This window comes from Aeromicrobium ginsengisoli, assembly GCF_004134905.2.
GTDB classification, from domain to species: domain Bacteria; phylum Actinomycetota; class Actinomycetes; order Propionibacteriales; family Nocardioidaceae; genus Aeromicrobium; species Aeromicrobium ginsengisoli.
The window spans coordinates 1,119,954-1,138,330 of the sequence record NZ_SDPQ02000002.1 but is presented as its reverse complement, the minus strand read 5'-3'; the positions used below and the strand labels follow the sequence as shown (position 1 = coordinate 1,138,330).

Genomic DNA, 18,377 nt, shown 5'->3' with positions numbered 1-18,377 from the left:
CAGCCTATCGGCGAGTGCCGCCGACGCAGTCGACGAGGATGCGGACTCCGGCCTCGACCTCGGCGAACGACGTCGACAGCGGCGACAACCCCAGCCGGATCAGGTCGGGCTCGCGGAAGTCCGGCACGACGCCGCGCTCGATCATCGCGTCGGCGACGCGCCGCGCCTCCGGCGCCCGCACCGTCACGTGGCTGCCTCGCGACGCCGGCTCGCGAGGTGTGACGATCTCGAGTCCGGCATCGTCCAGCAGCTCCACCGTGTACGCCGTCAGCGCCTCGGACTTGGCCCGGATCGCGTCGACGCCCGCCTCGGCGATCAGGCGTACGCCCTCCTGCACCGCGACGATGCCGGCGACCGACGGCGTGCCACTCAGCATCCGCCGGATCGTCGGCGCCACCTCGTACGTCTCGGACATCGCGAACAGGTCCGACGCGCTCCACCAGCCCGCGATCGGCTGCGTCACCGCGGACAGGTGCCGCTCGGCGACGTACAGGAACGCCGGCGCCCCGGGACCGCTGTTGAGGTACTTGTAGGTGCAGCCGACCGCGAAGTCGACGTCGGCCGAGTCCAGCGCGATCGGCATCACGCCGACGGAGTGGCAGAGGTCCCACACGATCACTGCTCCGTGCTCGTGCACGAGCCGGGTGACAGCAGGCAGGTCGACCAGCGTGCCGGAGCGGTAGTCGACCTGGCTCAGCACCACCACGGCCGTACGCGCCCCGAGCACGTCGGCGAGGGCGTCGACCGTGACGTTGTCGACCAGGTCCGGTCGCAGCCAGCGGACCGTCAGTCCGCGCGCAGCGGCGACGGACTCGACGAGGTAGCGATCGGTCGGGAAGTTCGTCGCGTCGATCACGATCTCGTCGCGATCGGGGCGCGCGCCGATCGCCGCGTGCAGCAGCTTGTAGAGGTTGACCGACGTCGAGTCGGCGATCACGGTCCGCCCGGCGGCGGCCCCCAGGAGCGCCTCGCCGAGCTCGTCACCCACCGTGACGGGCAGGTCGACCCACGCATCGTCCCAGCCGCGGATCAGCCGGCTCCCCCACTCCTCGCGCACGAAGGCGCCGAGGCGATCGACCGTCGCCCGCGGCAGGCGGCCCAGCGAGTTGCCGTCGAGGTACGCCACGAGGTCGTCGTCGATCACGAAACGGTCACGGAAGGCGGCCAGGGGGTCGGCAGCGTCCAGGACGTCAGGGGGTGTCGTCACCGGCTGATGCTCTCACGGTCCTGGATCGCCCCTTCGCTCGAGCGGTGGATTCTCCACCTTCTGGCGACTCATACGGTGGATCTTCCACCGCCCAGTGGCGAACGGTGGAAGATCCACCGCCCAGGGCAGGTACGCCGAAGGGCCCCGCCGCAGTGCGACGGGGCCCTCTCAGACGTACGGGTCAGGCGTCGGAGCTGACCGGCTCCTCAACCACAGGGGCCTCGTCGCCCTTGTCCTCGAGGACCGGGACCAGCGAGAGCTTGCCACGGTCGCCGAGCTCGGCGATCTCGACCTGGATCTTCTGGCCGACCTTGACGACGTCCTCGACGTTGTTGACGCGCTGGCCGCCGTTGAGCTCACGCAGCTTGCTGATGTGCAGCAGGCCGTCGCGCCCCGGAGCCAGCGACACGAACGCGCCGAAGTCGACCGTCTTGACGACGGTGCCGAGGTAGCGCTCGCCGACCTCGGGCATCGTCGGGTTGGCGATGGCGTTGATCGCGTCGCGGGCGGCTTCGGCAGCTTCGCCGCTCTCCGCACCGACGTAGACCGTGCCGTCGTCCTCGAGCGAGATGTTGGCGCCCGTCTCGTCCTGGATCTGGTTGATGATCTTGCCCTTGGGGCCGATGACCTCACCGATCTTGTCCACGGGGATCTTGATCGTGATGATCCGCGGGGCGTAGGGGCTCATGTCGTCGGGCTCGTCGATGGCCTCGGCCATGACGTCGAGGATCGCGACACGCGCACCGTATGCCTGGGTCAGCGCGCCGGCCAGCACGTCGGCGGGGATGCCGTCGAGCTTCGTGTCGAGCTGCAGGGCGGTGACGAACTCGCGCGTTCCGGCGACCTTGAAGTCCATGTCGCCGAAGGCGTCCTCGGCTCCCAGGATGTCGGTCAGCGTGACGAACGTCTGCTTGCCGTCGATCTCACCCGAGATGAGGCCCATCGCGATGCCGGCGACCGGCGCACGCAGCGGCACACCGGCGTTGAGCAGGCCGAGCGTCGAGGCGCAGACCGAGCCCATCGAGGTGGAGCCGTTGGAGCTGAGCGCCTCCGAGACCTGACGGATCGCGTAGGGGAACTCCTCGCGCGTCGGCAGGACCGGGAGCAGGGCACGGCCCGCAAGGGCACCGTGACCGATCTCGCGGCGCTTCGGCGAACCGACCCGGCCGGTCTCACCGGTCGAGTAGGGCGGGAAGTTGTAGTTGTGCATGTAGCGGCGCGACGTCTCCGGGGAGAGCGTGTCGAGCTTCTGCTCGAGGCCCAGCATGTTGAGCGTCGTGATGCCCATGATCTGGGTCTCGCCGCGCTGGAACAGTGCCGAACCGTGCACGCGGGGAACGATGCCGACCTCGGCGCTCAGGGCACGGATGTCCTCGAGGCCACGCCCGTCGATGCGGACCTTGTCGCGCAGGACGCGCTCGCGGACGACAGCCTTGGTCACGGAGCGAACAGCAGCGCCGATCTCCTTCTCGCGGCCCTCGAACTGCTCGCCGAGCTTGTCGATGACGTCGGCCTTGATCTCGGACTCGCGCTCCTCGCGGTCAGCCTTGCTGACGATCGTGAGGGCCTGGGCCAGATCGGCCTTGGCGACGGCCTCGACGGCTTCGTAGACGTCGTCTTCGTAGTCGAGGAAGATCGGGAACTCGCGGACCGGCTTGGCGGCGGTCTCGGCGAGCGCGATCTGCGCCTCGCACAGCTGCTTGATGAAGACCTTGGCGGCCTCGAGGCCACCGGCGACGATCTCCTCGGTCGGCGCCTGGACGCCGCTCTGGACGAGGTCCCAGGTCGACTCGGTCGACTCGGCCTCGACCATCATGATGGCGACGTCGTCACCCGCGATGCGGCCGGCGACGACCATGTCGAACACGGCGTTCTCGAGCTGGCTGTGCGTCGGGAAGCCGACCCACTGGCCGTCGATCAGGGCGACGCGGGTGGCGCCGACGGGACCGGTGAACGGCAGGCCCGAGATCTGGGTCGACGCGGAGGCCGCGTTGATCGCCAGGACGTCGTAGGGGGTGTCGGGGTTGAGCGCCAGGACCGTGATGACGACCTGGACCTCGTTGCGCAGGCCCTTCTTGAACGTCGGGCGCAGCGGGCGGTCGATCAGGCGGCACGTGAGGATCGCGTCCTCGCTGGGACGTCCCTCACGACGGAAGAACGAGCCCGGGATGCGGCCGGCGGCGTACATCCGCTCCTCGACGTCGATCGTCAAGGGGAAGAAGTCGAAGTGGTCCTTGGGGTGCTTGCCGGCCGTGGTGGCCGACAGGAGCATCGTGTCGTCGTCGAGGAAGGCTGCGACGGAGCCGGCAGCCTGCTGGGCGAGGACGCCGGTCTCGAACCGGATGGTGCGGGTGCCGAAGCTGCCGTTGTCGATGACGGTCTCAGCGGTGTGAAGTGTGGATTCCGACATGGAAGTCCCTTCCGCAGGCGTATGCCTGCCTGTTGGGACGAGAGGTGCCAGACGGTGGAACCTTGTCGGTCTTCGATCGAGGCCTGCGGGCGTTCGTTGCGAACATCCCGAGGGCCACTACCGAGGACCGAGCACGTCGTGCCTGGGCACTCTCGTCATGGGTGATGCGATGTGCAGTTGTGAAGAAGGCGGTCACTCCACGGGGAGTGACCGCCTCAGGGGTCTAGCGGCGCAGACCGAGACGCTCGATGAGCGAGCGGTAGCGCTCGATGTCGTTGTTCTGCAGGTAGTTGAGCAGACGACGACGCTGTCCGACGAGGAGCAGCAGGCCACGACGGCTGTGGTGGTCGTGCTTGTGCTCCTGCAGGTGCGCCGTCAGGTGCGAGATGCGACCCGTCAGAAGAGCGATCTGGACCTCAGGGGATCCGGTGTCGCCGTCACTGAGCGCGTACTGCTTGATGATGTCTTCCTTGGCGACGCCCGCAACTGTGGGCGCAGCAGTCTTCTTCGACACTTTTCTCCTCTGAGGGTTTTGTTGCACGGCGCGCCCGGGCTTGTCCACCGGGGCACTCTGGATCCGTGGCCGATCACACGGCAACGTCAAGAGTATCAGCGCCACTGCTTCCGGGGCGAATCGCCGGTGGGGCCACGCGCCTCGGGCTGAGCGGCGGTCACCACGCCCCGGCTAGCGTCGGGGCATGTCGTGGAGAGCCCGGATCGCCGGCGTCGCCGTCGTGGTGACGGCGCTGCTCGCCGGGTGCTCATCGGCGCCCGACGACCCGGCACCGACGAGGACGACTCCGACCGCGAGCCCGACTCCCAGCCCGACGCCCGATCTGCCGGCCGTACGTTCGTACGTCGCGATCGGTGACTCGTTCACGGCTGGTCCGGGGCTCGCCGACCTGCGCAAGGGCGGCGAGCTCTGCCTGCGGTCCGACCACAACTGGCCCTCGCTGCTCGCGCGGCGGCTCGACGCGAGATCGTTCACGGACGTCAGCTGTGCCGGCGCGACGACCCATGACGTGCTGCAGAACGGCGGAGGTCTGGTCGAGGAGCGACCGCAGCTCGCGGCCGTCAAGGCCGGCACGAACCTCGTGACGGTCGGCATCGGTGGCAACGACGACAACCTGTTCGCGTCGCTCATCTCGGCCTGCACCGGCGACCAAGGAGCGTGCGCGCCGTTCTCCCGGGACTCGGCTCCCACGATCCTGCGGCAGACCGTCAGTGACATCGCGACGGTGCTCGACGACGTACGCGCCAAGGCGCCGAAGGCGACCGTGCTGCTGGTCGGCTACCTGCGGATCATGCCCGACTCGGGCACCTGCCCGACGATCGGCATCCCGGTGACCGACGCCGCTGCGGTTGCCGCGACCGAGGCGGCGCTCGACCAGGCACTCGCCGACGCCGCCCGCGGGGGACGTGTCCCCTACGTCTCGATGCGTCAGGCGTCGCGCGGCCACGACGCGTGTGCCGGGGCGCGCGCCTGGACCAACGGCCGGACGGTGCAGGACGCCGACGGCATCGCGTTCCACCCGCGGCTCGCCGGGATGAAGGCGGTCGCGCGCGCGGTCGAGGCCGAGCTCGCGCGCTAGCAGGTGCCTCCGCCGATGGGCAGGTGACCGTCGAGCGGCAGGTCACGCGACGAGAAGCCGACCTTGACCGCGGCGCAGCCCTTCGTCACCTGCCACGACGACGAGGCCGCGTCCCAGTACGACACGGCGCGCTCGTCGAGTGGGAACGACACCGTGCGCGACTCCCCCGGCGCGAGCTGCACCTTGCTGAACCCCTTGAGCGCCGACGGCGGCTGCTGCACGGACGCCGACTGGTCGGGCAGCCCGAGATAGAGCTGTGGCACCGCATAGCCCGTACGATCGCCGGTGTTGGTGACGACCGCCTTCACGGTTGCTCCGCCGCCACTCGGCTCCACCTGCAGGCCCGACAGCTCGAACGAGGTGTAGGACAGCCCGAAGCCGAACGGGTAAGCCGGCGCCAGGTTCTTCTCGTCGTACCAGCGATAGCCCACGAACACGCCCTCGTCGTAGTGCGTCTCCAGGCCCAGCGGACCGCTGCCGGGATAGCGCGCGGTGCTGACCGCGGTCGGCAGCTGCGACTCGCTGTCGGGGAACGTGATGGGCAGCCGGCCGCCGGGGTCGACGTCGCCGAACAAGACCCTCGCGAGCGCTGGCCCACCGTGCGCACCGGGATACCAGGCCTGCACGAGCGCCGCGATCTTGGACCGCCACGGTGTGAGATCAGCGCCGCCCGACTCGAGCACGACGACGGTCTTGGGCTGGGTGGTCGCCACGGCGTCGATCAGCGCGTCCTGGTTGCCGTTGACGCTCGGGCACTCCAGCGTCAGGCAGTTGCGGTCGGAACCCTCGCCGTACTGGTCCTTGGCCACGACGATCGCGAGGTCGGCGGCCTTGGCCGCCGCACTCGCTCGCGCCTTGTCGGAGCCGTCGTCATAGGTGACCGTGACGCCGGATCCCGCGCGGGCCGTGATGCCGTCGAGAAGGGAGTGGTTCGCGAAAGGCTCGACCTCACCGGACCCACCGCCCACCGCGAACTGCGTGGCCGGCTTGCCGATCACGACGATCGACCTCACCGACGACGAGATCGGCAGGATGCCGTTGTTGCGCAGCAGCGTCGTCGACTGCTCCGCGATGCGTTGCGAGGCGAGTCCGTCGGCCGTCTTGTCGATCTGCGCATCGTCGTTGCGGTACGCGTCACGGTCGAACACGCCGAAGCGGAACCACGTCTCGAGCATCACGCGCACGTGCTGGTCGATCGTGGCCCGCGAGACCTGGCCGAGCGTGACCGTGGCGCTGACCAGCAGCGGCTGGTAGCCGACCGGCGGCCAGGGCTCGAAGTCGAGGCCGTTGTTGAGGCCGCCGTCGGTCGTGTGGATCGCCAGGTAGTCCGCGATCGTGTAGCCCTTGAAACCCCACTCGTCGCGCAGGATCTGCTTGAGCAGTGTCGGGTTCTGGCAGGCGTACTTGCCGTTGACCCGGTTGTAGGCGCACATGATCGTGCCGACCTTGGCCTCCTTGACGGCGGCCTCGAACTGCGGCAGGTAGATCTCGCGCATCGTGCGGTCGTCGACGATCGAGTTCTGGGCGTAGCGGGTGCCGATGAGGCCGAGCCCGGCCGGCAGGTACTCGTTGAGCGCTCCACCCGTGAAGTCGATGCCCTCCTGGTTGTTGGCGGCGAAGTGCTTGACGTTGCCGATCACGCCGGTCGCCTGCGCGCCCTCGATCCAGGCGACGCCGAGGCGGCTCGTCAACCACGGGTCCTCGCCGTATCCCTCGAACGTACGGCCGGCCAGCGGGGTTCGGGCGATGTTGACCGTCGGGGCGTAGATGACGTCGTTGCCCTTGGCCTTGGCCTCCGACGCGGCGACCGTGCCGTGCGAGCGCGCCAGCTCGGGGTCGAACGTCGCGGCCAGCGTCAGCGGGGCCGGCAGCCCGATCGACTTGCCCTGGCGCGGGCCCACCGGTCCGTCGCTGTAGTAGATCGTCGGCACGTCGAGGCGGGGTATGCCCTTCTGGACCCCGGTGTGGGTGGTCGGGCTGCTGAACGCGCCGCCCATCAGGTCGTCGCCGCCGAGCATGCCGATCTTCTCGTTCAGCGTCATCTGGGCCAGCAGCAGGTCGGCGCGCTTGCTGGGGCTCAACGACGTGTCGCACCACGGGTGATCGCCGCAGCGGCCTGCGGCGAGGGCCGGCGAGACCGGGACCAGGGCGAGGGTCGAGCTGACCGTCGCAGCGGCAATGGCCAGGCCGAGCAGGCGTCGCGTCGTCATGGGGCTCCCCACGTCAGGCGTGCGCAGGCACGCAGAATGCGGACACCGTACCCGCGTTCAGCCCGAGGTGGAACAGGTTTCAGGTTTGGAGAATCTGACGCGTCTTCTCGACGTCCTGGTGCATCTGCGCGATCAGCGGATCGATGCCTTCGTACTTGACCATGCCCCGCAGCCGGTCGACGAGCTCGACCCGGATCGCCTCGCCGTAGAGGTCGAGATCCGTGCGGTCCAGCACGTACGACTCGACGCGTCGCTCGACGCCGTCGAACGTCGGGTTGGTGCCGACCGAGATGGCCGCAGGGAGCCGCTCTCCGTCCGCGCGCACGAGCCAGCCCGCGTAGACGCCGTCGGGCGGCACGGCATAGGCGTCGTCGACCGGCACGTTGGCCGTCGGGAAGCCCAGCTCACGCCCCCGCTGATCGCCCTTGGTGACGATGCCGGACACCTCGTGGGGACGGCCGAGCACCTCCGCGGCCTCGACCAGTCGCCCTTCGGCGACGAACGTACGGACGATGGTCGATGAGTAGGGCACGGCGCCGCCGTCGAGGGCGAGCCCGTCGACGGCGAATCCGGCGCGCTCCCCCGCCTCGCGGAGGAACGTCGTGTCGCCGCTGGCCTTGGCGCCGAAGCGGAAGTTGTCGCCGACAGCGACGAGAGCGGCACTCAGCTGCTCGACCAGGACACGGTCGACGAACTCCTGCGGCGACCACGAGGCCATTTCGGCGGTGAAGTTGAGGATGCGGATCTCGTCCGCGCCGGCGGCACGCAGCAGCTCGACCCGGCGCTCGATCGTGGTGAGTCGTGTCGGCGCCTGCTCAGGACGTACGACCGCCAGCGGGTGCGGCACGAACGTCACCGCGATGACGGGCAGGCCACCGGCCAGCTCACGGGTGCGAGCCAGCACGTGCTGGTGACCTTTGTGGACGCCGTCGAAGTTGCCGACCGTGACGGCGGACGGCTCGGATCGCGGATCCGTCGCGGCTCCGCGGAAGTCACGCCAGATCATCACGACAAAACTGTGCCACACCACCGCTCGCCGCCCGGCAGGGGCCGAACCTAAGAACACTCTCATCGCCGCCTCATCGACCCGCGCGGAGGCATGCGGCAGGGTGGAGGCATGGACCTGCGCCGACGACTCCCCGCCGCGGTCCTGGCTGTCGTGGCGCTGGTGCTGACCGCGGTCATCGTCTCGAGGGTCTCCGCCGGCGCCGACCCGGCACCGCGTGACACCACGCCGATCACGGTCGCGCCCGACCCGAGCTCCACGCCGACGGCGACCCCCACGGACGACTCGGGCAGGATCACGCCCAAGGTGCGCGACGACGATGACGACGACGGACCCGACGACGACGATGACGATCATGACGGGCCCGGCGACGATGACGACTAGGCCTTGGGCCTGATGCCCCGAATCACTGCGTTGTCGCGCCTTTCGGTGCGGCAACGCCTCACCGCCACCGTCGCGCTGCTCACGACGCTCGCCCTCCTGGCCGTCGGATCGACGTTGTACGTGCTGGAGTCGCGCCGCATCGATCGCGCCATCGAGGCCAGCCTGACCCAGGAGATCGGCGAGTTCCGTGCCCTGCAGTCGGAGGTCGACCCCCAGACTCGCAAACCGTTCGCGTCCGCCGACCGGCTGCTCACGGTGTTCCTCGAGCGCAACCTGCCCGACGCCAACGAGGCGCTCTACGCCTTCCGTGCGTCGGGCGGTCCGTCGTACCAGGGCGAGGGCGACAAGCGGCTGCTCGGCTCGCCCCCGTTCCGTGACCTCGTCGCCCGCCTCGAGCGCACCGGCGGGACCGACTCCGTCACGGTGCGCGGATCCGAGTACCGCGTCGCGGTGCAGCCCGTCACCCAGGGCGGCTCGACCTCGGCATTCGTCGTGACGCACAACGTCAGCGCCAGCCGCGACGACCTGCGCGAGCTCATGGTCACGTACGCGCTGCTGGCCGCGCTGTCGGTGATCCTCATCGCGGGGCTCGCCTCGTGGATCGCCGGTCGACTGCTGAGCCCGGTCCGCCAGCTCCGGGACACCGCGAGGGGCATCACCGACGGTGATCTCGGCGGGCGCATCCAGGTCACGGGTCACGACGACCTGTCGGACCTGCAGCGCACGTTCAACGACATGCTGGACCGGCTCGAATCGGCGTTCGTCACCCAGCGCCAGCTCCTCGACGACGCGGGGCATGAGCTGCGCACCCCGCTCACGATCCTGCGCGGCCACCTGGAGGTGCTCGACGCCTCGGACCCGGACGATGTCGCGGCGACGCGCACCCTGCTGCTCGACGAGACCGATCGCATGTCCCGGCTGGTCAACGACCTGCTGATGCTGGCCAAGGCACGCCGCCCCGACTTCGTCCGCGTGCAGCCGACCGACGTCGAGGCGCTGACGCACGGGGTGCTGGACCGTGCCCGGGCGCTGGCCGATCGCACCTGGCTGCTCGACGGCGTCACGCGTGGGGACGCCTCGCTGGACGGCCAGAGGATCACCCAGGCCCTGCTGCAGCTCGCCGACAACGCCGCCCGGCACACGCAGCCCGGCGACGAGATCGGCATCGGCTCCCGCCACCACGAAGGACAGCTCGAGCTGTGGGTGCGCGACAGTGGGCCCGGCGTCGCGCCGGAGCTGCGTACGGAGATCTTCGAACGCTTCGCCCGCGGGGAGCACAACGACGACGGGTTCGGCCTCGGGCTGTCGATCGTACGAGCCATCGCCGAGGCGCACGGCGGAGACGTCACGCTGGACGACACCGAGACCGGGGCGACGTTCCGGCTCCGCCTGCCGACGGGAGCCCATCCATGAACCGCATCCTGATCGTTGAGGACGAGGACCGGATCGCCTCGTTCGTGGCCAAGGGGCTCAAGGCCGAGGGCTTCACGCCCACGGTGGTCGGCGACGGGATCGCGGGGCTCGACTACGCGCTCACCGGCGAGTTCGACCTCATGGTGCTCGACATCGGACTGCCCGGCATGGACGGCTTCCGCATCCTCGAGCGCGTCACCGCGGAGCGCCCGGCCCTGCCGGTCATCGTCCTGACCGCGCGCGACTCGGTCACCGACACGGTCGCGGCGCTCGAGGGCGGAGCCGCCGACTACATGTCCAAGCCGTTCAAGTTCGGCGAGCTGCTGGCCCGCGTACGCCTGAGGCTGCGCGCGCCCGGCGAGCCCGTGCCTGACGACGAGCTGTCGGTGGGCGACGTCCGCGTGGACCTGCGCCGCCGTCGGGCGTACATCGGCGACCGCGAGGTCGAGCTCTCGGCGCGTGAGCTGACGCTCGCGGAGGTCCTGATCCGCAACCGCGGCCTCGTCCTGTCGCGCGAGCAGCTGCTGTCGCAGGTGTGGGGCTACGACTTCGACCCAGGCTCCAACGTCGTCGACGTCTATGTCGGCTATCTGCGCAAGAAGCTCGGCGCCGACCTCGTCACGACGGTGCGCGGCCTGGGCTACCGCGTCGACTGAACCGCGGTCAGAGGCTGATCTTGAAGCCCGACAGCCGGGCCTGCGGGAGGCGTTCCAGCATGGGCTCGAGGGCGCGGGCAGCCTCCTCGGGCAGCGGACGGTCCGCGGCGTCACTCGACAGACACGCGTGGATCAGGTCGCCGAGCGCCGTCGGTACGAAGTCGGGCAGGACGTACGGCTCCTCGGTCAGCTGCAGCCAGCGCGGCTCGCGCTCGAACGCGCGATAGCCGGCGGCCGCACGGAACATCGTGGCGCCGAAGCCCCACATGTCGCTGGCGTGGCCGACCGTGCCGCGCTCTCCGGGGAGGCACTGCTCGGGTGCCATGTACTCGTCGCTGCCGAGCGGATCGGTCAGCTCGCCGGCCGCCTTGGCCTCCATCGCGATGCTGAAGTCGATGAGCTTGGCCGGGGCGCCCATGATGACGTTGCTCGGCTTGATGTCGAGGTGGCAGACGTCCATCGCCCGCAGGTAGTGCAGCGCCGAGGCCAGCTCCAGGCCGAGTGGCAGCAGCTGGTGCAGCGGCACGTACCCGTGCTTGGAGATCAGGGACGACAGGCTCGGCCCGTCGATGTTCTCCAGCACCAGGTAGGGCCGGTCGCCCTCGTCGTCGTAGGCGAACAGTCGCGCGATGCCGGGATGACTGAGCCGTCCCAGCATGTCGACCTCGCGCTGGAGGTCGGCCCGCGCTGAGTCGCTGACCTGGCCCGGACGTACGACCTTGGCGACGACGGGTGCGTACAGGCGCTCGTCGAACGCGAGCCACGCCTCGTACATCGTGCCGCCGCCGACCGGCTTGACGGCCGTGAGGCCGGGGACGATCGCGTCGCCCCCGGCCAGGCCCCAGGTGTCGGACATCAGTTGGTGTTCGCCGTGTTGGCCGTCGGCGCCGTGTTCTTCGTCGGTGCCGTGTTCTTCGTCGGTGCCGTGTTCTTCGTCGGCGCGGTGTTCACGGTCTTGACGGTGTTGTGGGTGTTGGTCGTCGGTGCCGTGTTCTTCGTCGGCGAGGTGCTGACGGTGTTCGCCGTGTTGACGGTGTGGTGCGTCGGCGAGTCGGCCGTGCCGGCCTGGTCGTCGTCGGGGTCGTCGTCGAGGTTGGTCGACTGGACCCACGAGGTCGAGGTGTCCTCGCGCTTGGCGACCTTGTCGCCGTCGTTGGCCTGGGCGCCGCCGGCGATCGCGACTCCCGCGGTGCCGAGGACGACGGTTCCGGCCAGCGTCACGATGCCGGTGCGTACGAGCTTGTGCATGGTCTTCTCCTTGATCGGTGGTTGCTGATGACTCCAATCTGTCGACGCGACGTGAGGCGCCCATGAGCCGTGCATGAGAGGTCTCTCATGTGGCGGCTGTCCCCGGTCGCGCCTAGCGTCGATCCCATGCCGACGACGCACGACCTGACCGTCCTGCGCAACACCGTGAGCCTCGTGACGGGTGGCGCGTCGGGTCTCGGCGCGGCCGTCGTGTCCGAGCTCGCGTCGCACGGCGCGCACGTCGTGGTCCTCGACCCCGACGCTGCCGCCGCTCGCGAGCTGGTGGGGAGCATCCAGCACACCGGCGGCAGCGCCGAGGCCGTGGTCGCCGACGTCCGCGATGCCGATCGCCTCGTTTGGGCGGTCGACCTGGCCTCGTCGCGGGGCACGCTGTTCTCGGTCGTCAGCAATGCCGGCGGTTGGGGCGGCTTGACCAGCCACTACCCCGACGCCTCACCCGACGACTGGCTCAGCGTCCTCGAGCTCAACCTGGTCGCACCCATGCGCCTGCTGCAGCTCGCGCGCACGGCGGTCGTGGACGGCGGCGCGGTGGTCCAGGTGTCGTCGAGTGCCGGCATCGAGTCCAGCCGGTACGCCTCGCCGGAGTACGCCGTCTCCAAGGCCGGCATCGTGCGACTGACCTCGGCCGTCGGCGGCTGGACGAGCCCGCGGGTGAGCTGCGTCGTGCCGGGCTGGATCGCCCTGCCCCGCGCTCGGGCCGAGCTCGCTGCGCTCGACCCGGAGGACCGGCTCTCGGCTCCCCCGCTCGTGCCGGTCGGCGAGGTCACGGACGAGATCGTCCGGTTGATCACCGATCCGTCGTCCGGCGGCCAGGTCGTGGTGCTCGACGGGTCCAGCCCGGCGCGTCCCGTCTAGAGCAGCGGCCGCAGCGGCGCGAGGATCCACTCGCACGCCTTGGCGACGAGCGGCCGCGAGGACCACTCGGTCCGGGTCAGCACCCGCGCGTTTGAGGCATCGGTCTCGAACACCGTCTCCAGGTGCTGCGCCAGCGCGTCGTCGAGGATCTCGAGGTTGATCTCGTAGTTGCCGGTCAGGCTCAGGCGGTCGATGTTGGCCGTGCCGATCGTCGTCCACCGGCCGTCGATCGTCGCGGTCTTGGCGTGCACCATCCAGTCCTGGTAGAGCAGGATCTCCACACCGCCATCGAGGAGCTGGGAGTAGAACCCCCGCGAGAGCCAGTCGGCCACCACGTGGTTGGAGATCTCCGGGACGAGGATCCGCACGCGTACGCCACGAGCCGCCGCGGCGAGCAGTCCGTCGAGGATGTCCCGGTCGGGGATGAAGTAGGCCGCGGTGATGTAGATGTGGTCGCGGGCCCGGTCGATCGCCTCGATGTACATGCCGCGGATCGGGAACAGGAGCTGACGCGGCACGTTGCGGTGCGCGCGGATCTGCGGCTCCCAGCTCGCGTCGCCGCGCTCCTTGAGCATGCGGGCCCGCTTGCGGCGGCGCAGGTTCCAGAAGTCGACGAACGCGTTGTCGAGGTCCCAGACCGAGGGACCCTCGATCTTGAGGTGCGTGTCGCGCCACTCCGAGGCGTACAACGAGCCGACGTTGTAGCCGCCGACGTAGCCGACCTCGTCGTCGACGACCAGCACCTTGCGGTGGTCGCGGCCCATCTGCCGCGGGCTGAAGAACCGCCAGCCGGTCGCGAACACGGGATAGCGCAGGACGTGGATCGGGGCGGGGAACGTGAGGAAGCTCGGGGTGACGACCAGGTTGGCGAAGCCGTCGTAGATCACGTAGACGTCGACGCCGCGCTCGGCCGCATCGATGAGCGCCTGCTTGAACCGGCGGCCCATCTCGTCGGCCTTGATGATGTAGGTCTCGAACAGGATGCGGTCGCGGGCGTTGCCGATCGCCGCGAGCATGTCCTCGAACAGGTCGGAGCCGTAGGTGTAGACCGTCGCGGTGTTGCCGGCCCCGACCTCGAGGGGCGCAGGCGGGGTCACGGGGAATGTGTCGTTGCCCCTGCTGCCACGCATCATCTTGCGCACCTTGGTCGTCACCATGAGCGCGACGACGATCAGGAACTGCGCCGACAGCATCGTGAACAGGGCCCGCTTGAGGATGCCGCGGGTCGACGGCCGACGCATACGCATGGTGAACCTCACCCTAGCGATCCTCGGTCAGACGAAGACCGCGACGGGCTTGGCGACGCCGCCGCGCTGCTCGTAGAGCGCGAGGAACTCGCCCGACGGTGCGAACACCGCGACCGCACCGGGCGCGCCGAGATCGATGCCGGTGAGCGGACGGCCGAAGCGTACATCCGACGCTTCGCGCTCCGCGAGGTCGTACGACGGGAAGCTCGCGCGGGCCACGTCGTCGAGGCCGACCACGACGAGCTCCTGCTCGAGCTCCTCGAGCGTGTGCGCCTGGTCGAGCGCGAACGCGCCGACCCGCGTGCGCCGCAGCATCGTGAGGTGACCCCCGACACCGAGGTCGGTGCCGATGTCGCGCGCCAGGGCACGGATGTAGGTGCCACTCGTGCAGACGACCCGCACATCGACGTCCACCACATCACCCTCGACGCGCAGCCCGTCGAACTCGAACTCCGAGACCGTGACCGGTCGGGCCTTGAGCTCGACCTCGTCGCCGGCGCGCACCCGGGCGTACGAGCGCACACCGTCGACCTTGATCGCCGAGACCGACGACGGAACCTGCTGGATGTCGCCGGTGTAGGCCGGCAGCACCGCGCGTACGGCGGCTTCGTCGATGTGGGACGCCGGCGTCGACGAGGTGATCTCGCCCTCGGCATCGTCGGTGACGGTGGCCTGGCCGAGCCGGATCGTCGCGACGTACTCCTTGTCGGCGAGCGTCAGATGACCGAGCAGCCGGGTGGCACGGTTGATGCCCAGCACCAGGATGCCGGTCGCCATGGGGTCGAGCGTGCCGGAGTGGCCGACCTTCTTGGTGCCGGCGATGCGGCGCATGCGGCCGACGACGTCATGCGACGTCCAGCCGGCCGGCTTGTCGACGACGACGAGCCCACTGACGGGGTCAGTCATCGAGCTCCGCGTCGTCCTCGTCCTTCTTCTTGTACGGATCGGGGTCGCCGGCGTACTGCGCACCCGCCGAGCGGGACGCGACCTGCTCGTCGGACTCCTTGACCTTGGCCAGCAGGTCCTCGATCTCCTTGGCCGTCTCGGGGACGGCGTCGAGGAAGAACTCGATCGACGGCGTGATGCGGGTGCCGAGCTGCTTGCCGACCTCGGAGCGGATCAGGCCCGTCGCGCTGCGCAGCGCCGCTGCGGTCTCGGCGCGAGCCGTCTCGTCGCCCATCACGGTGTAGAACACCGACGCCTGCTGACCGTCACCGGTCATGCGTACGTCGGTGATCGTCACGAAGCCGAGGCGCGGATCCTTGATCCGGCGCTCGAGCATCTGCGCCACGACGACCTTGATCCGGTCCGCGACCTTGTGGATCCGAGGTCCAGCCATGATTCTCTCCAAACTGAGTGGGACGCCTCCCCCACGCGAGAACGTGGGGGGAGGCGTCCGACGGGGGTGTCGCTTACGCGCGAACCTTCTCGCGCAGCTCGAACGTCTCGACGATGTCGCCGACCTTGATGTCGTTGAAGCCCTTGAGCACGAGACCGCACTCGAAGCCTTCGCGGACCTCGGACACATCGTCCTTCTCGCGGCGCAGGCTGGAGAAGTCGAGGTTGTCCGCGACCACGGAGCCGTCGCGAAGCAGACGTGCCTTCGCGTTGCGCCGGATCACGCCGCTCGTGACCATGCAACCGGCGATGTTGCCGATCTTGCTGGAGCGGAAGATGTCGCGAATCTCGGCGGTACCGAGCTGCGCCTCCTCGAACTCCGGCTTGAGCAGGCCCTTGAGCGATGCCTCGATCTCCTCGATCGCGTTGTAGATGACCGAGTAGTACTTGATCTCGACACCTTCGCGGTCGGCCAGCTCCGTCGCCTTGCCCTGCGGGCGGACGTTGAAGCCGATGATGACGGCGTTGGACGCGGCGGCCAGCATGACGTTGGTCTCGGTGATCGCACCGACACCGCGGTCGATGACCCGGAGTGCGACCTCCTCGCCGACGTCGATCTGAGCCAGTGCGTCCTCGAGCGCCTCGACCGAACCGGAACCGTCACCCTTGAGGATGAGGAGCAGCTCGTCGGTCTCGCCCTTCTCCATCGAGGACATGAAGTCCTCGAGCGTACGACGGCCGGTGCGCTGCGCCAGGAGGGCGTTGCGCTCGCGCGCCTCGCGCTTCTCGGCGATCTGGCGAGCCAGACGATCGTCCGCGACGACCATGAAGTTGTCGCCGGCGCCAGGCACCGCCGTCAGACCCAGCACGAGTGCCGGACGCGACGGAGTGGCCTCTTCGATGTTCTCGCCGTGCTCGTCGAGCATGGCGCGGACACGTCCGAACGCCGGACCGGCGACGATCGAGTCACCGACCTTGAGCGTTCCGCGGTGGACCAGCACGGTGGCGACAGGTCCCCGACCGCGGTCGAGGTGTGCCTCGATGACGAGACCCTCGGCGTTCTGGTTGGGGTTGGCGCGCAGGTCGAGCGAGGCGTCAGCCGTGAGGATGACGGCCTCGAGCAGGTCGTCAAGACCCGTGCCGGCCTTGGCCGAGACGTCGACGAACATCGTGTCGCCGCCGTACTCCTCGGGCACGAGTCCGTACTCGGTGAGCTGGCCACGTGCCTTGGTCGGGTCGGCGTCGGGCTTGTCGACCTTGTTGACCGCGACGACGATCGGGACACCGGCGGCCTTGGCGTGGTTGAGCGCCTCGACCGTCTGCGGCATGACGCCGTCGTCGGCTGCGACCACGAGGATCGCGATGTCGGTCGCCTGGGCACCACGGGCACGCATGGCGGTGAACGCCTCGTGACCCGGTGTGTCGATCAGGGTGATGCGACGCTCGGTGCCGTCGACCTCGGTGGCGACCTGGTAGGCACCGATGGTCTGCGTGATGCCACCGGCCTCCTTGTCGACGACGTTGCTGCTGCGCAGCGCGTCGAGGAGCTTGGTCTTTCCGTGGTCGACGTGACCCATGACGGTGACGACGGGGGGTCGCGCGGCCAGGTCGGCCTCGTCGCCCTCGTCCTCGCCGAACTCGATGTCGAACGACTCGAGCAGCTCGCGGTCCTCGTCCTCGGGCGAGATGACCTCGACGTTGTAGTTGAGCTCTTCGCCCAGCAACATCAGGGTCTCGTCGTTGGCCGACTGTGTCGCCGTGACGACCTCACCGAGGTGGAACAGCACCTCGACGAGCGATGCGGAGTCGCCGCCGATCTTGTCGGCGAAGTCCGCCAGCGAAGAACCGCGCGTCAGGCGTACGGTCTCGCCGTTGCCCTTGCGGACGCGGACGCCGCCGATGGCGGGCGCCTGCATCTGGTCGAATTCCTGGCGCTTCGCGCGCTTGCTCTTGCGTCCACGACGTACGGGGCCGCCGGCGCGACCGAACGCGCCTTGCGTGCCACCACGCGTGTTGCGGCCACCGGGGCCACCCGTGCGCGGAGGACCGCTGAAGCCGCCTCCACCGCCGGGAGCACCGCGACCGGGAGCGCCGCCACCACCGGGACGACCGGCGTATCCGCCGCCGCCTCCGCCGGGAGCGCCACGACCCGGTGCACCACCGGGTCCACCGCGGCCGGGGGCTCCGCCGGGGCCGCCACGACCGGGCGCACCGCGACCGGTCGAGGGGCCGGCGAGGCCGGACTGGCGCGGCATCATGGCCGGGTTGGGGCGCGGCATGCCGGGTGCGCCACCCGGCGTCGGGCCGCCGGCACGTGCGGCCGGCGGACGCGGGGCCTGCATGCCCTGCGTCGACGAGAACGGGTTGTTGCCGGGACGGGCACCGGGTGCCTTGGGACCCGGACGGGGTCCGGGCGCGGCCGGAGCCGAGGCAGCCGCAGCAGGCGCCTCGGGCTCGGCTGCGGGGGCCGGGGCCTCCGCGACCGGAGTCGGCTCGGGCTCAGGCTCGGGCGTCGGGGCGACCCGAGGTCCGGGCGTGGGGCCGGGCGTACGCGTCGGGGCAGGGGCAGCGGGGGCAGCAGCCTCGACCGGGGCCGGTGCGGCCTCGGGCTCGGCGGCGGGTGCCGGTGCTGCCTTCTTGGCGGCGGCCTTGCCGCCTGACTTCTTGGCGCCCTGCGCGCGCAGGGCGTCGCCGTGCTCCTCGTTGAGGCGCCGGACGACGGGGGCTTCTACGGTCGAGGAGGCCGACTTCACGTACTCACCCATGTCTTTCAGGGTGGACAGGACGACC

At 69.8% G+C, this 18,377-nt stretch carries 16 protein-coding genes; 5 read left to right on the top strand and 11 right to left on the bottom strand.

Going from position 1 to position 18,377, the window contains the following annotated elements:
• Nucleotides 1–4 precede the first annotated feature (4 nt).
• From kynU to rpsO, 3 genes are all read right to left on the bottom strand, one after another.
• Nucleotides 5–1,207, bottom strand: a complete 1,203-nt coding sequence (kynU, locus tag ESP70_RS12360) for a kynureninase (protein ID WP_149689542.1) — start codon at nt 1,205–1,207, stop codon at nt 5–7.
• A 181-nt stretch (nt 1,208–1,388) separates the two neighbouring features.
• On the bottom strand, nt 1,389–3,617 hold the full coding sequence (locus ESP70_RS12355; RefSeq protein ID WP_149689541.1) for a polyribonucleotide nucleotidyltransferase: 2,229 nt from the start codon (nt 3,615–3,617) through the stop codon (nt 1,389–1,391).
• A gap of 223 nt (nt 3,618–3,840) precedes the next feature.
• A complete protein-coding gene (gene rpsO / locus ESP70_RS12350; protein WP_425458393.1) occupies nt 3,841–4,080 on the bottom strand; it encodes a 30S ribosomal protein S15 in 240 nt (79 codons plus the stop codon).
• A 235-nt stretch (nt 4,081–4,315) separates the two neighbouring features.
• Between rpsO and ESP70_RS12345 the strand changes: the two genes are divergently transcribed.
• Nucleotides 4,316–5,209 carry an SGNH/GDSL hydrolase family protein gene (locus ESP70_RS12345; protein WP_149689539.1) on the top strand — a complete coding sequence of 298 codons (894 nt, stop codon included), beginning with the start codon at nt 4,316–4,318 and terminating at the stop codon, nt 5,207–5,209.
• Here ESP70_RS12345 and ESP70_RS12340 read toward each other — a convergent pair.
• Both ESP70_RS12340 and ESP70_RS12335 read right to left on the bottom strand, forming a co-directional pair.
• Nucleotides 5,206–7,419, bottom strand: a complete 2,214-nt coding sequence (locus ESP70_RS12340) for a beta-glucosidase family protein (protein ID WP_149689538.1) — start codon at nt 7,417–7,419, stop codon at nt 5,206–5,208. The two genes, ESP70_RS12345 and ESP70_RS12340, sit on opposite strands and share 4 nt — an antisense overlap.
• 79 nt (nt 7,420–7,498) lie before the next feature.
• Complete coding sequence (locus ESP70_RS12335) at nt 7,499–8,425, bottom strand: bifunctional riboflavin kinase/FAD synthetase (RefSeq protein WP_149689776.1); 927 nt, start codon at nt 8,423–8,425, stop codon at nt 7,499–7,501.
• Between the two features lie 111 nt (nt 8,426–8,536).
• Between ESP70_RS12335 and ESP70_RS12330 the strand changes: the two genes are divergently transcribed.
• Genes ESP70_RS12330 through ESP70_RS12320 form a run of 3 tightly spaced genes read left to right on the top strand, consistent with a single transcriptional unit; the run spans nt 8,537 to nt 10,878 of the window.
• Nucleotides 8,537–8,809, top strand: coding sequence for a hypothetical protein (locus tag ESP70_RS12330; protein ID WP_149689537.1), 273 nt, complete (start codon nt 8,537–8,539; stop codon nt 8,807–8,809).
• Nucleotides 8,810–8,821: 12 nt separating this feature from the next.
• Nucleotides 8,822–10,222 carry a sensor histidine kinase gene (locus ESP70_RS12325; RefSeq protein WP_149689536.1) on the top strand — a complete coding sequence of 467 codons (1,401 nt, stop codon included), beginning with the start codon at nt 8,822–8,824 and terminating at the stop codon, nt 10,220–10,222.
• The gene (locus ESP70_RS12320) at nt 10,219–10,878 is read left to right on the top strand and encodes a response regulator transcription factor (protein ID WP_149689535.1); all 660 of its coding nucleotides are present in this window, start codon (nt 10,219–10,221) and stop codon (nt 10,876–10,878) included. Before ESP70_RS12325 ends, ESP70_RS12320 begins: the two co-directional genes overlap by 4 nt.
• A gap of 7 nt (nt 10,879–10,885) precedes the next feature.
• Here the strand turns inward: ESP70_RS12320 and ESP70_RS12315 are convergent, their stop codons facing one another.
• On the bottom strand, nt 10,886–11,734 hold the full coding sequence (locus ESP70_RS12315; RefSeq protein ID WP_149689534.1) for a serine/threonine-protein kinase: 849 nt from the start codon (nt 11,732–11,734) through the stop codon (nt 10,886–10,888).
• Nucleotides 11,734–12,126: a hypothetical protein gene (locus tag ESP70_RS12310; protein ID WP_149689533.1), complete on the bottom strand. Its 393-nt coding sequence runs from the start codon at nt 12,124–12,126 to the stop codon at nt 11,734–11,736. The genes ESP70_RS12315 and ESP70_RS12310 overlap by 1 nt, the downstream gene beginning before the upstream one ends.
• A gap of 126 nt (nt 12,127–12,252) precedes the next feature.
• Between ESP70_RS12310 and ESP70_RS12305 the strand changes: the two genes are divergently transcribed.
• Entirely contained in the window at nt 12,253–13,002 is a 750-nt protein-coding gene (locus tag ESP70_RS12305; protein ID WP_188110604.1) for an SDR family NAD(P)-dependent oxidoreductase, read from the top strand.
• Here the strand turns inward: ESP70_RS12305 and ESP70_RS12300 are convergent.
• The 4 genes from ESP70_RS12300 to infB form a co-directional block, all read right to left on the bottom strand.
• Complete coding sequence (locus tag ESP70_RS12300; protein ID WP_246162012.1) at nt 12,999–14,261, bottom strand: phospholipase D-like domain-containing protein; 1,263 nt, start codon at nt 14,259–14,261, stop codon at nt 12,999–13,001. The two genes, ESP70_RS12305 and ESP70_RS12300, sit on opposite strands and share 4 nt — an antisense overlap.
• Nucleotides 14,262–14,276: 15 nt before the next feature.
• Nucleotides 14,277–15,155: a tRNA pseudouridine(55) synthase TruB gene (gene truB, locus ESP70_RS12295; protein ID WP_149689531.1), complete on the bottom strand. Its 879-nt coding sequence runs from the start codon at nt 15,153–15,155 to the stop codon at nt 14,277–14,279.
• Nucleotides 15,148–15,588: a 30S ribosome-binding factor RbfA gene (gene rbfA, locus ESP70_RS12290; RefSeq protein WP_149689530.1), complete on the bottom strand. Its 441-nt coding sequence runs from the start codon at nt 15,586–15,588 to the stop codon at nt 15,148–15,150. Before rbfA ends, truB begins: the two co-directional genes overlap by 8 nt.
• 73 nt (nt 15,589–15,661) lie before the next feature.
• Nucleotides 15,662–18,370 carry a translation initiation factor IF-2 gene (infB, locus tag ESP70_RS12285; RefSeq protein WP_425458392.1) on the bottom strand — a complete coding sequence of 903 codons (2,709 nt, stop codon included), beginning with the start codon at nt 18,368–18,370 and terminating at the stop codon, nt 15,662–15,664.
• Nucleotides 18,371–18,377: the final 7 nt, after the last annotated feature.

Coding starts and splice junctions, on each gene's coding strand:
- ESP70_RS12345 (WP_149689539.1), top strand. CDS start 4,316: ATGTCGTGGAGAGCCCGGATCGCCGGCGTCGCCGTCGTGGTGACGGCG.
- ESP70_RS12355 (WP_149689541.1), bottom strand. CDS start 3,617: ATGTCGGAATCCACACTTCACACCGCTGAGACCGTCATCGACAACGGC.
- truB (WP_149689531.1), bottom strand. CDS start 15,155: ATGACTGACCCCGTCAGTGGGCTCGTCGTCGTCGACAAGCCGGCCGGC.
- ESP70_RS12330 (WP_149689537.1), top strand. CDS start 8,537: ATGGACCTGCGCCGACGACTCCCCGCCGCGGTCCTGGCTGTCGTGGCG.
- rbfA (WP_149689530.1), bottom strand. CDS start 15,588: ATGGCTGGACCTCGGATCCACAAGGTCGCGGACCGGATCAAGGTCGTC.
- ESP70_RS12335 (WP_149689776.1), bottom strand. CDS start 8,425: ATGATCTGGCGTGACTTCCGCGGAGCCGCGACGGATCCGCGATCCGAG.
- ESP70_RS12315 (WP_149689534.1), bottom strand. CDS start 11,734: ATGTCCGACACCTGGGGCCTGGCCGGGGGCGACGCGATCGTCCCCGGC.
- ESP70_RS12320 (WP_149689535.1), top strand. CDS start 10,219: ATGAACCGCATCCTGATCGTTGAGGACGAGGACCGGATCGCCTCGTTC.
- ESP70_RS12340 (WP_149689538.1), bottom strand. CDS start 7,419: ATGACGACGCGACGCCTGCTCGGCCTGGCCATTGCCGCTGCGACGGTC.
- ESP70_RS12310 (WP_149689533.1), bottom strand. CDS start 12,126: ATGCACAAGCTCGTACGCACCGGCATCGTGACGCTGGCCGGAACCGTC.
- ESP70_RS12305 (WP_188110604.1), top strand. CDS start 12,253: ATGCCGACGACGCACGACCTGACCGTCCTGCGCAACACCGTGAGCCTC.
- ESP70_RS12325 (WP_149689536.1), top strand. CDS start 8,822: ATGCCCCGAATCACTGCGTTGTCGCGCCTTTCGGTGCGGCAACGCCTC.